The sequence below is a fragment of the Oceanobacillus manasiensis genome, from assembly GCF_000724085.1.
Taxonomy (GTDB): Bacteria; Bacillota; Bacilli; order Bacillales; family Amphibacillaceae; genus Oceanobacillus_B; species Oceanobacillus_B manasiensis.
This window is the reverse complement of record NZ_CCDL010000002.1, coordinates 482,967-496,065: the sequence shown is the minus strand read 5'-3', so window position 1 is coordinate 496,065 and position 13,099 is coordinate 482,967. Positions and strand designations below refer to the sequence as shown.

The 13,099-nt window shown below is 37.0% G+C and carries 17 protein-coding genes; 4 read left to right on the top strand and 13 right to left on the bottom strand.

Annotated features, from left to right (window positions below):
* Positions 1 to 138: 138 nt before the first annotated feature.
* Positions 139 to 1,668 carry an FAD-dependent oxidoreductase gene (locus tag BN985_RS11745; protein WP_042223645.1) on the bottom strand — a complete coding sequence of 510 codons (1,530 nt, stop codon included), beginning with the start codon at positions 1,666 to 1,668 and terminating at the stop codon, positions 139 to 141.
* Between the two features lie 116 nt (positions 1,669 to 1,784).
* Between BN985_RS11745 and BN985_RS11740 the strand changes: the two genes are divergently transcribed.
* Positions 1,785 to 2,051, top strand: coding sequence for an acylphosphatase (locus tag BN985_RS11740; protein WP_042223644.1), 267 nt, complete (start codon positions 1,785 to 1,787; stop codon positions 2,049 to 2,051).
* Between the two features lie 53 nt (positions 2,052 to 2,104).
* On the opposite strand, the gene BN985_RS11735 is transcribed toward BN985_RS11740, so the two are convergent.
* Positions 2,105 to 2,344, bottom strand: coding sequence for an indolepyruvate ferredoxin oxidoreductase subunit alpha (locus BN985_RS11735; RefSeq protein WP_036572900.1), 240 nt, complete (start codon positions 2,342 to 2,344; stop codon positions 2,105 to 2,107).
* Between the two features lie 245 nt (positions 2,345 to 2,589).
* Here BN985_RS11735 and BN985_RS11730 point away from each other — a divergent pair, with 245 nt between their 5' ends.
* Positions 2,590 to 3,780 carry a M14 family metallopeptidase gene (locus BN985_RS11730; RefSeq protein ID WP_042223643.1) on the top strand — a complete coding sequence of 397 codons (1,191 nt, stop codon included), beginning with the start codon at positions 2,590 to 2,592 and terminating at the stop codon, positions 3,778 to 3,780.
* Between the two features lie 40 nt (positions 3,781 to 3,820).
* On the opposite strand, the gene BN985_RS11725 is transcribed toward BN985_RS11730, so the two are convergent.
* The 9 genes from BN985_RS11725 to BN985_RS11685 all read right to left on the bottom strand — a co-directional run bounded on the left by BN985_RS11725 (position 3,821) and on the right by BN985_RS11685 (position 8,942).
* A complete protein-coding gene (locus tag BN985_RS11725) occupies positions 3,821 to 4,027 on the bottom strand; it encodes a DUF6501 family protein (RefSeq protein WP_042223642.1) in 207 nt (68 codons plus the stop codon).
* A gap of 38 nt (positions 4,028 to 4,065) precedes the next feature.
* A complete protein-coding gene (gene msrB / locus BN985_RS11720) occupies positions 4,066 to 5,025 on the bottom strand; it encodes a peptide-methionine (R)-S-oxide reductase MsrB (RefSeq protein WP_042223641.1) in 960 nt (319 codons plus the stop codon).
* Positions 5,026 to 5,109: 84 nt separating this feature from the next.
* Positions 5,110 to 5,565 carry a VrrA/YqfQ family protein gene (vrrA, locus tag BN985_RS11715; RefSeq protein ID WP_042223640.1) on the bottom strand — a complete coding sequence of 152 codons (456 nt, stop codon included), beginning with the start codon at positions 5,563 to 5,565 and terminating at the stop codon, positions 5,110 to 5,112.
* A 290-nt stretch (positions 5,566 to 5,855) separates the two neighbouring features.
* Positions 5,856 to 6,065, bottom strand: a complete 210-nt coding sequence (locus BN985_RS11710; protein WP_042223639.1) for a YozE family protein — start codon at positions 6,063 to 6,065, stop codon at positions 5,856 to 5,858.
* 12 nt (positions 6,066 to 6,077) lie between these two features.
* Complete coding sequence (gene tatC / locus BN985_RS11705) at positions 6,078 to 6,842, bottom strand: twin-arginine translocase subunit TatC (RefSeq protein WP_042223638.1); 765 nt, start codon at positions 6,840 to 6,842, stop codon at positions 6,078 to 6,080.
* Between the two features lie 74 nt (positions 6,843 to 6,916).
* On the bottom strand, positions 6,917 to 7,114 hold the full coding sequence (locus BN985_RS11700) for a twin-arginine translocase TatA/TatE family subunit (protein WP_042223637.1): 198 nt from the start codon (positions 7,112 to 7,114) through the stop codon (positions 6,917 to 6,919).
* 19 nt (positions 7,115 to 7,133) lie between these two features.
* Positions 7,134 to 7,328: a twin-arginine translocase TatA/TatE family subunit gene (gene tatA / locus BN985_RS11695; protein ID WP_042223636.1), complete on the bottom strand. Its 195-nt coding sequence runs from the start codon at positions 7,326 to 7,328 to the stop codon at positions 7,134 to 7,136.
* A 148-nt stretch (positions 7,329 to 7,476) separates the two neighbouring features.
* Positions 7,477 to 7,965, bottom strand: a complete 489-nt coding sequence (locus BN985_RS11690) for a dihydrofolate reductase (protein WP_042223635.1) — start codon at positions 7,963 to 7,965, stop codon at positions 7,477 to 7,479.
* Positions 7,966 to 7,985: 20 nt separating this feature from the next.
* The gene (locus BN985_RS11685) at positions 7,986 to 8,942 is read right to left on the bottom strand and encodes a thymidylate synthase (RefSeq protein ID WP_042223634.1); all 957 of its coding nucleotides are present in this window, start codon (positions 8,940 to 8,942) and stop codon (positions 7,986 to 7,988) included.
* A 293-nt stretch (positions 8,943 to 9,235) separates the two neighbouring features.
* Between BN985_RS11685 and BN985_RS11680 the strand changes: the two genes are divergently transcribed.
* Positions 9,236 to 10,261, top strand: a complete 1,026-nt coding sequence (locus BN985_RS11680; protein WP_042223633.1) for a C40 family peptidase — start codon at positions 9,236 to 9,238, stop codon at positions 10,259 to 10,261.
* Between the two features lie 71 nt (positions 10,262 to 10,332).
* Positions 10,333 to 10,695 (top strand): DUF2512 family protein, encoded by a 363-nt coding sequence (locus BN985_RS11675; protein WP_042223632.1) that lies wholly within the window; start codon positions 10,333 to 10,335, stop codon positions 10,693 to 10,695.
* A 45-nt stretch (positions 10,696 to 10,740) separates the two neighbouring features.
* Here the strand turns inward: BN985_RS11675 and BN985_RS11670 are convergent, their stop codons facing one another.
* Together BN985_RS11670 and BN985_RS11665 are read right to left on the bottom strand one after the other, a co-directional pair.
* The gene (locus tag BN985_RS11670) at positions 10,741 to 11,331 is read right to left on the bottom strand and encodes an HD domain-containing protein (RefSeq protein ID WP_042223631.1); all 591 of its coding nucleotides are present in this window, start codon (positions 11,329 to 11,331) and stop codon (positions 10,741 to 10,743) included.
* Entirely contained in the window at positions 11,331 to 13,007 is a 1,677-nt protein-coding gene (locus BN985_RS11665; protein WP_042223630.1) for a formate--tetrahydrofolate ligase, read from the bottom strand. The genes BN985_RS11670 and BN985_RS11665 overlap by 1 nt, the downstream gene beginning before the upstream one ends.
* Positions 13,008 to 13,099 lie beyond the last annotated feature (92 nt).

Here is a 13,099-nt window from a genome sequence, read left to right as displayed (position 1 = left end):
AGTTTACATAATATATATTATAGGAAGTTATAGCAAAAACTACTTTTCGCGTCTTAATACCAAAGTATACTTGAGATAGTGAGATATTTTAAAAAAACTACGCCAAAACTTTCTTATAGGCGTAGTTTTTTATTTAACTTATTCGTTTGGAATTTCAACTTTAGCTAAAGGTTTTTTGGCAGGTCCTTCAATTACACTACCTTCATAGGTAAACCTAGACCCATGACATGGACAATCCCAGCTTCGATCTCCAGAATTCCATTCCACTTCACAGCCTAAATGTGTGCAAGTTGTATCTACAGCATGTAACGTTTCCTTTTTATCTTTATAAATTCCAGTTCTTGTCCCATTTATGCGTGTTACCACTGCTTCGTCAGTTTTTAGTTCTGTTAATTTGTTGTTAGAAAAATCCAATTTTCCTTTTAACATATGTTTTGCTACATCTGCATTTATTTCCATAAATTTACGAACTGACGGATCTGGCTGAAAACGCGATGGCTCATATATTTCTGCAAATTCGTTTGGAGTCTCGGTTATTCTATCAGCAAGCATCATTGCTGCAGCCGTTCCATTCGTCATTCCCCATTTTCTGTAACCGGTTGCTACATATACATTTTCTTCTCCCTTGCTGACCGGACCAATATAAGGTACTTTATCAATTGTTGTTAAGTCCTGAGCAGACCACCGATAGACAATGTCTTGAATATCAAAATGCTTTGAAGAGAATTGTTCTAGTTTTTCATAATGGTGGATAACAGATTCCCCTTGGCCTGTTTTATGGCTTTCTCCTCCTATCAACCATAAAGGTCCTTTATCACCTGGTGTAGTTCTAATTGATCTTGTAGGATTCTCTGCGTTAATGTACATTCCTCCAGGGAATTTTAATTTAGAAGTAATAGCAAGAACATACGATCGTTGCGGGTACATTCTAGCAAAATAAAAACTTTGCTTGTCATAAAACGGGAAATGTGATGCAGCAATTACATGGTTACATGTTATACGGTGTCCATCTCTTGTCACAATGTTAGGATGTTTATTATACTCAATATCTACAGCAGTTGTATTTTCGTAGAAGAGAACACCGTTTTTCTTACACTCTTGCACAAGTTCTTTTAAATACTTTAAAGGGTGAAATTGTGCCTGGTCATGCATTTTCACTGCTGCTTTAATTGGTAGCTTTAAAGGAATTTCTGAAAGGAATTCACTGCTAATTTGTAATTTCTCATAAGCCTTCATCTCATTTTCTAGCTGCATCATATAACCATCATCACTTGTGTAAACATAAGCATCTTGTTGTTCATAATCACAATCAATTTTGTGTTCGGTTATCAACTTCTCAATAAGTTCTTTTGCTTTCATAGCAGCCTTGTAATACTTTGCTGCTTTTTCTTCACCCATGTGCTTTATGAATTCATCATAAATCAAACCATGCTGTGCCGTTATTTTAGCTGTCGTATGACCTGTTGTACCATTAAGTATTTCGTCAGAATCAATCAAAACTACTTTAAAGTTTTGCTTGGATAATAAATAGGCGGTAGTAATTCCTGTTATCCCCCCTCCTACGATTCCAACATCAGCTTTTATAGATGTATCCAGTTTTTTGAAAGTGGGTAGCTCTGTTTCTCGCCAAAACGGCTCTGGAAATTGTGGTAATTGATTTTCACTCACACTTTTGTCTCCTCTTCTTCACTATTGGTTAGTAGTATTATTAGCTATTTTTGTAGAATATATGTGTTTTATTCACAGGTAAACAGGTAATTAGAAAAGAGTAGAGAGGTGAAAATATGAGAAAGCATGTAATTATAAGTGGACGTGTTCAAGGCGTAGGATTTAGACGTTCTGCACAGGTGAAAGCTAAGGAGATGGACTTAAATGGATGGGTTCGTAACAAAGATGACGGTACTGTAGAATTAGAGGTAGAAGGACAAGAAGAAAAGCTTAATGCTTATCTACAGGATCTTGATAAAGGTTTGAACAAGTTTATACGTGTCGAACAAATGTATGTGACAAACAAAGAAAATAATGGCTATGATAGCTTTCAAACAAGATAGCCTAAAGAAACAAAAAGATCAGCTGGAGGAAGTCCAGTTGATCTTTGTTTAAATTATTTTTCTTCAAAAAACTTTTGATTTATCGCAATATAAGGGGTTTCCTCTTCTGGAACCTCATCTTCCATGTATATAGCCTCAACCGGACAAACAGCTTCACATGCCCCACAGTCAATACAAATTTCAGGATCAATATAAAACATATCTTTTCCTTCTTCTATACAGTCTACAGGACAAACTTCTACACACTCGCCTGCTTTTTCTTCCTTACATGGTGAAGTTATTACAAAAGCCATAAAACCATTTCCTCCTCTAATCTTTCCATATCCGTTGCGTATTGGTTGCTACAAGCTATTATAACTTATTTTCACCAAAAATTAAAAGGACAAACCTAGAACTTACCCTTATCCTTCTCTCTTTTTTTCTATTAACATTATTTCGTTTATTAATGCATAGTAGTAGAGTATCCAAAATCGTTTAGATGCACTTTTGAAATATATAACCATATTATTTAGTAATACATGTTAAGGGGGAGAAATGCATGGAGGTTACAATACGACAAGGGGATTCACTTTGGTATTACAGCCAGTTATTTGGTATACCTCTGATTCTTATAGAACAGTCAAATCCAGGCGTGTCACCCAATCAGTTATCCATAGGTGAGGAAATAAAAATTCCCGGTTACGTAACAGAACCGTACAGCATACAGGAACAAGATACATTATATTCTATTTCGATACGTAATAACGTGCCATTGGATATGTTGTTTTTGGCAAATACCTTGCTTAATCCAAATAATTTGCAACAAGGTCAGATACTACAGGTTCCTCGAAAAGTAAATGCTATGCTCTTCACTGATCCAGATAACTATACGTATGATAAAATGCTTGATAATTTGGAGACATTGTTGATTGTTTACCCTTTTATCCGGCAAAACGTCATAGGGAATTCTGTAATGGGTAAAGATTTAATAGAATTACAAGTTGGAAATGGTACAAAACAAGTCCACTTAAATGGTTCCTTTCATGCAAATGAATGGATTACAACATCTGTTATCATGCGGTTTCTAAATGAATATGCACTTGCACTAACGAATCATTTACCTATAAGAGGTATATTTGCCCTACCTTTGTTTACTGACACCACGCTATCCATTGTTCCAATGGTTAATCCGGACGGTGTAAACCTCGTTATAAACGGCGCTTCATCAGCAGAAGACAGAGAACAAGAAGTTTTAGAAATAAATAATCAACAAGCGGATTTTTCAAATTGGAAAGCAAACATTAGAGGAGTCGATTTAAATAACCAATACCCTGCACTTTGGAATGTTGAAGCGGAACGGAAACCGACTACCCCTGAGCCAAGGGATTTCCCTGGATATGCCCCGCTAACCGAACCTGAAGCGATCGCAATGGCTGAACTAGCAAGACTACGTCAATTTGCACGAATGAATGCTTTTCATACACAAGGAGAGGAAATTTACTGGGGTTTTGAAGGTTTTGAGCCACCAGAATCAGAACAAATCGTAATGGAATATGCTAGGGTTAGCGGTTATGAGCCTGTCCAATATATTGATAGTTACGCTGGTTATAAGGATTGGTTTATTCAAGAGTTTCAACTTCCGGGGTTTACAGTAGAATTAGGGAGTGGTGTGAACCCATTACCAATTGAACAATTCGAGGAAATCTACCAGGAAAAATTAGGAATCATGCTAGCCAATTTATATTTATAAGCAGAAAAGAAAAAGGTAAAATAACAAGGGATTACCCCTGTTATTTTACCTCTTCAAAGTAATCTTTTCGAAAGCCACCAATTCGATTACTATTGTCTATGATAAAATAAAACTCATCTGTTTCATTCTTTACATCATAGGTTTTCCCTGGTGTTAACTTATTGTGTACTATAAATTTCTTAGCATCAGCATGCACACACTTTATCTGTTTTACTGTTTCTCTATTTTCCCAATTTAGATGAATCATTATTTTTCCTCGCTTTGTTTACATAATATTATTATGGTCTACTTGAATAAATGTAGCAACTTTTCGTATCCTTCTTTTTCCATTTGACTAACAGGTACAAAACGCATTGCTGCAGAATTCATACAATACCTAAGCCCACCAGCTTCCATAGGGCCGTCTTCAAAAACATGTCCAAGGTGAGAATCGGAGTCTTTACTTCTTATTTCAGTTCGAATCATACCATGAGTGGAATCTGTTTTTTCTTCTACTTGGTATTTATCAATTGGTTTGGTAAAGCTTGGCCACCCACAGCCTGCATCATACTTATCTTTTGATGAAAACAATGGCTTTCCTGTGATTACATCGACGTAGATCCCCTCTTCTTCATTATCCCAGTAATCATTTTGAAATGGCCTTTCTGTACCGTTTTCTTGCGTGACATGGTACTGAATAGGAGTAAGCTTTTGTTTTAATTCTTCTTTGTTTATTACTTTTTTCCAGTTGTTGTTGATAAAATCTTCGCGTCCTGAACCTTTTTTGTAGAGCCGATAATGAAAAGACTGTTTTTTGTAGTAGTCCTGGTGCTTTTCTTCCGCTAAGTAAAATGGTTTGGCTGGAAGAATTGGTGTGAAGATTGGTTTGGAGAACCTACCACTTTGGTCTAACTCTTGTTTGGATTGCTCTGCTATTTCTCTTTGCTGTTCGTTATGATAAAAGATGGCTGTTTGATAGGATTCTCCTCTATCATTAAATTGCCCTCCAGTATCTGTAGGATCAATTTGCTGCCAGAAAGTTTGAAGAATATCCTCATATGGCATTACTTCAGGATCGAATGTAATCTGAACAGCTTCAACATGACCTGTAGTATCTGAACAAACTTGTTCATAAGTAGGATTTTCTACATGTCCACCAGTATATCCGGATACAACACTATGAATTCCAGGTCGTTCATCAAATGGTTCTACCATACACCAAAAGCAACCCCCGGCAAATGTTGCAATTTCTTTATTTGAACTCATGCTATTACCTCCATTGCAATATTTCAGCTTATCTCTATTTTTTCGTTTATTAGTGAAAAAATCAAGTCGGGGGCCTTATATTCTTTAAATAAATAAAATTGGCTTAGAATCACCGCTCGTTTCCCTTTTAATATGTTTGCTAGATTGGCTTTTTGATACTTGTTCTTTCTCATATTTGTTGTCTTTCGATTCAATTGGTTTATCATCTGACTTTTTATCTTCTGCTTCCAAATCCTTAAACGCCTTCATCATACGATACATGGATGGTAAGTTTTTCACCATTGGACCGTATTCCTGCACGATTGGTGCTGTGGACTGTACCACCTTTAAGACTTGTTGCACATTGTTTAATGTCGAGGAGAGCCCCCCCACTCCTTTATTTATCAATCCAGCTGAAGCTTGCTGATTCGTAAATTTACCTAAAAGTGAAGGTAAGCCTTGTCTAGAAGGACTTACATTACGATTGGGAAACATAAATGGATTTTGCCTATGCTCTATTGGACGCTGAAATTGCTGGCCCCGAGGTGATGGAAATACCATGCTGCACTTCCCCTTTATTTTATGATTTTAGAATTTGCATCACTTATAGAATACGTCACGAAAAGAAAAAGGTGTAGGCTAACTGTTAAGGGAAATACAAAGGAATATTTCCCGGGCAACCGCATGATTCAACAGGTTCCTCTTACTCATTAGATTATTTTGTCGAATGAAGAACGTTTATTGTATTTATGCGCGTTAGGGTTACATTTAGAATATTGATCAAACGTTTGTTTGATTTTTGTGATATAAAAAGAGCTGCCTTTATTAGCAGCCCTTACGTTTTTTAAATGTTATCTTGTATACTCATTCCACAATGTATCAAAAGTCACCAAAGCACTAGTAAAAGGGCTATTCCACTCAAGGTAGCTACTTAGTTCATCATAATCTGTTGAATGCTTAGGAAAGTTATGGTCAAAAAAAGCCCAATCAGCAAGCTTTGATTTTTCATCGGGTTTCTTCTTTCCACGATAGGTTAGTAAAAAATGATAAAAAGAGCGCATAAAATATCCCCCCTATTCCTGCTCCTCCTGCTCCATAAATTCTTGATGCTTTTTCAATTTCTTGCGGTATACCACAGCAGACAGGTGTATACTAATTTCATATAAAATAATCAACGGTACCGCTACAACTAGCTGTAATAAGAAGTCAGGTGGCGTAACAATAGTACCAATAATGATTAAAATTAAATAGGCATATTTCCGTGTCTTCCGCATAAATTCTGGGGTTAGTACCCCGATAGTTGTAAGAAACATTGCTATAATCGGGATCTCAAACAATATTGCAAATGGCAAGGTTACCCTAAGCATGAATTTAAAATACTTCTCCGTTGTAAACATTTCGTTAAACATACCTTCACTTAGACCAAGTAAAAAAGGCAAAATTAATTCAATGAATAAATAGTAACCAAATACTAAGCCTCCGATGAAAAGTAAAAAGACTGTAGGTATGTATGCAATGGATGCCTTTTTTTCAACATCAGTCAATCCGGGTTTTACAAAAGCCCAAATTTGGTAAGTTAATACCGGTATGGTTCCAGCTATAGCAACTAGACTCGCCATCGTAAAGTATAGCCATATCGTTTCTCCGGGGCTGATAATATTTAACTGAAAACTAAGATCAGCTGTGAAAAAATGGTATATATCTTTCACATATATGAACCCTAGTGCGAAAAACGCTATGAAGAAAACTGCTGTAACTATAATTCTGTTTCTTAACTCTGTTAGATGGCCTGTTACGTTCATTTCCTTTTCATTAAATTCCGTTTTGTTGTCCGACATATTCCACACTCCTGAATTATATCTTAGCAGACACAAAAGAAGATGCAAGGGTATGTACCTTACACCTTCATTCATTAGTTTTTAGTTGATGTATGATTATTGCTTTTAGTTGTGGTCTCTTCGTCTGAAACAATGTCTCTTGTTGCGTTTTTAAATTCTTTTAGAGAGGTACCAAAAGCTTTTCCGATTTCTGGTAGCTTTGATGGACCAAAAACGACTAATGCAACTATTAAAATTAATATTAGACCCGGGATGCCGATACTACTAAACATTTCAATTCACTCCCAAGATTTATTTTGTCTCGCTTCTTTTAGCATCTTTTTCCTCAGTTGAGTCATCATGGGTTAGATCATGAGTAGATTTACGAAACTCACTTAATGACTGGCCTGCAGCCTTTCCAATTTCGGGCAGCTTTTTCGGACCGAAGATAACGAGTGCTATAATAAGGATGAGAATTAACCCAGGAATTCCAATACTTGATAACATCTAAACACCTTCTCTACTCTTTAAAGTTATGTCTTGATGGTACAGACTAGTTTTCCTTAGTTTACCATGGAAGCCCCTCCATGAACAAGCTTTTCTGTTGTTCTTCTAGTTTAAACACTTCTTACAATCTCATGCATTCTTTGAACAATTAGTTTACCCGGTCATATTGCATGAAATAATAATCATAAGGATTAGTCTCGTTTTTCTCTCCCTTAACTTTAGAAGTCTCTTTCCATTCTTCTTGAGAGTACGTAGGAAAATAAGTGTCTCCAGTAAACGCTTCGTCGATTAATGTAATATACATTCGGTCAGCAAATGGCAAGACTTGCTCAAATAAGCGCCCACCACCTATTACAAAGTATTCTTTATCTGGGTTTGACTCGTTCCAATTCTTAATTGTCGCTACATCAGAGATACAGGTTACCCCTTTAGGAAGTTCTGTATTACTAGTAATCACTACATTTTGTCTCTTAGGTAGTGGATATCCAATTGATTCAAATGTTTTCCTGCCCATAATGATAGTTTGACCTAACGTTTTCTCTTTAAAGAAGCGTAAATCTTTAGGTAAATGCCAGGGAAGATCATTGTCTCGACCGATAAGGTTGTTCCTGTCCATAGCTAATAAAAGAGATATCATTTTATCCCACCTTTCTTCATTTAAACTGCTATTGGTGCTTTTATAGACGGATGGGGTTTATACCCCTCTACAGAAAAATCGTTCATATCAAAATCAAAAATCGAGTGCTTGTCTGCTGTAATGTTTAACTTAGGCATCGTGCGAATGTCTCTTTTTAATTGTGTTTTTACTTGCTCAATATGGTTGGAGTATATATGTGCATCACCTAATGTATGCACGAATTCTCCAACCTCAAGCCCACATTCATATGCAATAAGATGTGTTAGTAATGCGTAACTTGCAATATTAAAAGGAACACCAAGGAAAACATCTGCACTCCGCTGATAAAGCTGGCAAGATAACTTTCCATCTGCTACATAAAATTGAAAAAGTGTATGACATGGTGGCAAAGCCATCGTCGGTACATCCTCTGGATTCCAAGCGGATACGATGTGTCTTCTGGAGTCCGGCTTCTGTTTAATGGATGTAATAACATCCTTTAGTTGATCAATGGTCGTATTACTAGAAGTTTTCCATTCTCGCCATTGTTTTCCATATACCGAACCCAAACTTCCATATGTAGCCGCAAACTCATCATCATGCAAGACTTTTTCTTTAAAAAGGCTCATTTGCTCTTGGTATTGTTCGTTAAAACCTTGATCTACTTGGCTACGGTTACCAAAGTCCTTCATATCCGGACCCTTGTATTCCGTACTATTTACCCATTTTTCGAATGCCCACTCATTCCAAATATTATTATTGTGTTCCAATAGAAAACGTATGTTCGTATCCCCTTTAATAAACCACAGCAATTCTGAAGCAACAAGACGAAATGGAACCTTCTTTGTTGTTAATAATGGGAAGCCTTTGTTAAGATCGAATCGCATTTGGTGACCGAATACTGAATATGTACCAGTATTTGTTCTGTCCTCTTTCTTTGTACCGTTATTTAAAATATGCTTACATAAGTCTAAATAAGCCTGTTCACCATTTATCATTATGATCTCCTCACTTTATATGTTCTAAAATTAATATTTATCAAGCATGTTAATGGCAGTAAAACACCCACCTCCATCTATGATGGGAAATTGGGGGCTAAACTGCCAGTAGATGTCTGATTCTGTTCAAGGGCCATTAAGTCATCCCCATGAGGTACCAACCATGATTGTGGGTGCATGCCCCTCCCACTGATTGAAGTTTCATCTTATTGTAACATACTCGTAACGCATGAAAATATAATTTTCTACATAAATCTGTTAAGAGCTAACATACCGGGAAAGGGGATAGTTGCATGCTGAATGGGACAATGGAACATGTAGTAAAACATTCCATATTGTATAGTTATGTACTTAGCCAACCGCTCGTTAATTACGTTGATGCATACCCTGAACTGCAAAATAAACTATTAATAGAGACAGAGCAGCTAGAATTTGGAGAACATGGAGAATCGATTAAGCTTCTGCAAAAAAAGCTTAACAAACTTAATTATACTGACTCTAACTTCGATGGAGAATTTAGTGAAATGACTGCACATGCTTTAAAAAATTTCCAGGCGGATCACAATATAAAAATTAATGGCCAGGCAGATGAGGAAACGATACTCGCTCTAATCGAAACCGAAAAAGACCTTTATCTAAAACAAGTTCAAAATCTTTCTTCTGAAGTATATCCTGGGCTAACTGGAGATAAGATAGAGACAATTCAACACGCCCTACAGTATTTTGGTTATTACAAAGGAAACGTTGATGGAATTTACGGTCCTCTTACAAAAGAAGCGCTTATTATCGCTAGTGGAGAACATGATGGTATTAAGTTAGCAGAAGCACCAGCAGTAAAAGTTAAGACACATAAGAAAGTTAAAGAAGAAAAGTCAGAAGATAGTGTATCAAACGAACAAGATAACAATGAAAAAGAAGAAGAAGTAAACGAGGTCAAGGAGGTAGACGTTAAAGGGATAAATGGTGGAAATCTCGTTACCGAGGCCCGGTCCTTTATTGGCGTTCCTTATCTTTGGGGTGGTACGACACCCAATGGATTTGACTGCAGTGGTTTTATCCAATATGTGTTCAATATACAGGGAATTGAAACCCCAAGGACAGTAAGTGACATGTGGAATTTTTCCACAAGTGTAGAATCAAAGTCTGTTGGAGATTTGGTCTTCTTTGAAACCTATAAACCTGGTCCATCCCATATGGGTATTTATATTGGTGATGGTAAATTTATTCATGCCAGTGAATCAAGCGGTGTTCAGATTACTGAGTTAGAAAACAGTTATTGGAAAGAAAGATACATCGGTGTAAAACGTGTAATACAATAAGCGAAATTAAGTAGTATAGAAAATCATGGGCTACATATACTAACCTATCAAATGAATAAAAGGTGGGTTCTATGACTGGCATGTTACTAAAATTAATTATCACACCCTTAGGAATTATTATTGCCTCCTGGCTCTTACCAAATGTGCAATTCGCTTATTGGTATCAGCCAATCTTAATTGGAGCATTGCTTGCCGTTATCGGCTATACTGCCGAGTTAATGTTACTTAGTAAAAAAACGAAAGGTTCTGTTCTGGCATTGGATTTTGTTATCTCCGCTGTTGGTATTTATATCGGTGCATGGGTGTTTGCTAATACTGGTGTTACACCACTTGGTGCCATACTGACAGCAGTCCTTCTCGTTATCACAGAGATTTTTCAGCATAATTGGTTAATTCAAAGTGGAAAAATTAAAAGAGAAGGCATTTTGCGATAAAAAGAAATTAAAAAGCAGACATCCTTATAAAGATGCCTGCTTTTTCTAGTTCCATTCTTTATAAAACTGATCAAGAAATTGTTGCATAAATAGATGTCTTTCCTCAGCTATAGTCCTTGCAGAGGCTGTATGCATAGTAGATTTCAGCTTTAATAATTTATCATAAAAATGTTGAATCGTGTGATCTTTTTCCTCTTCATGATACATAAACCTTTTTTTAGCGCCTCCATAAGTAAAAGCTCTTGCAATACCAATAGCACCCATTGCATCCAGGCGATCTGCGTCCTGTACTATTTTACCCTCTAGCGTGGAGGGCTCTTCCTCTTTGCTAAACGAAATAGTGGTGATTGCTTCCAAAATCTCTTCTATCTCCGATTCAGACAAAAGAATAGAGTCTAAAAATTTTCTTAGTGTGATTTTGGCCTGTTCTTCGCTTTCAACAAGTTTATGATCTGTCGTATCATGTAGCCATGCGATAGCCTCACTTAGAAATAAGTTAGCATCCTCTTCACAAGCAATTAATTTCGCCGTGTGTGTTACACGTTGTAAATGGTATAGGTCGTGGCCTGTGCGTTCATTTATAAAAAGAGCTTTCACATATTCTCGAATAGCGGATAATTGTTTGTGTTTATCCATTAGAAAAGCCCTACAATCTTACCATCATCCGTAACATCCATATTTAATGCTGCAGGATGCTGAGGTAAGCCCGGCATTGTCATTACATCCCCAGTTAAGACAACAATAAATTCTGCTCCGACAGAGGCTCGAAGCTCACGAATTTGAATGGTGAAATTCGTTGGACGGCCTACTTGTGAAGGATCATTAGATAAAGCATATTGGGTTTTTGCCATACAAATAGGTAAGTTCCCCCAACCCTCTTTTTCAAAAAACGCTAACTGATTACGTGCTTTAGCGCTTAAAACAATATCATTTGCCCCATATACGGTTTGCGCTACTTTCCTAATCTTTTCCTCTAAAGAGTCATGTAGGTCATACGTAAATTTTAAGTTTGTGGCCGGCTCTTCTGCTTTTTGTATGACTTTTTTTGCTAAGTCGAAACCACCTGCTCCTCCGTTTTTCCAAACATCTGTTAATGCTACCTCCACATTATTAGTGGAGCACCATTCTTTCAAAAAGTCTATTTCTCTTTCTGTATCTGTTGGGAATTTATTAATTGCTACAACATATGGAAGACCGAAGGATTCAATCGTCTCCATATGTTTCTTTAAGTTTTCGACACCACTTGAAATAGCTTCTACATTTTCTGTTGTTAGTTCACACTTCCCAACTCCTCCATGCATCTTTAAAGCACGGATTGTAGCAACAATAACGACAGCGCTTGGTTGAATTTCCCCAGCTCTGGATTTTATATTTAAAAATTTCTCTGCGCCAAGATCTGCTCCAAATCCAGCTTCGGTCACAACATAATCTCCTAGTTTTGCAGCTGTTTTCGTAGCGATAATACTGTTACAGCCATGGGCGATATTTGCAAATGGACCTCCATGTATAATGGCAGGCGTATTTTCTGTTGTTTGGACAAGGTTTGGTTTTAAAGCTTCTTTAAGCAAAACAGTTAAAGCCCCCTCCACTTCTAGATCCTCAACCGTAACGGGCTTTTCTTCATATGTGTAGCCAATTACAATTTTCTTAAGTCGGCGTTTCAAATCCTTTAGGTCTTTAGCCAAACACAAAACAGCCATAATCTCTGATGCAACTGTAATGCTAAACGCTTCTTCTCGCGGAACGCCTTTGGCTGGTCCACCTAGCCCTACAACGACTTCTCTTAATGCCCTATCGTTCATGTCGATTACTCTGTTCCATTCCACTCTTCGTGGGTCAATTTGCAGCTTATTTCCTCTATGTATATGATTATCTATAAGTGCTGACAATGCGTTGTTTGCTGTCGTAATAGCATGGAGGTCACCAGTAAAATGCAAGTTAATATCCTCCATTGGAAGAACTTGCGAGTACCCACCCCCAGCTGCTCCGCCTTTTAATCCCATTACAGGACCAAGACTAGGTTCACGCAAGGCAATAATAGCTTTTTCTCCAAGCTTGTTTAATGCCTGTCCTAAACCAACAGTTACGGTTGATTTCCCTTCACCAGCTGCTGTCGGATTAATGGACGTAACCAAAACGACTTTCCCTTCAGGTCGCTCATCTAATTTCTCTAAAAGTCCAGTGGAAAGCTTTGCTTTTGTTCTTCCATAGGGCTCCCAGTCTTCATCAGTCAAACCTAGTTGTAATGCGATAGCTTGAATTGGTTTTAATGTTGTTTCTTGGGCAATTTCAATGTCTGATTTCACTCTCATTATTCCCTTCTGTCTTAGTGGTTTGTTGAATATGTTGAAACGGTTTAATTATACCTGTACTTTTATAAAAATCCTAGAAGAAATAATGGCTA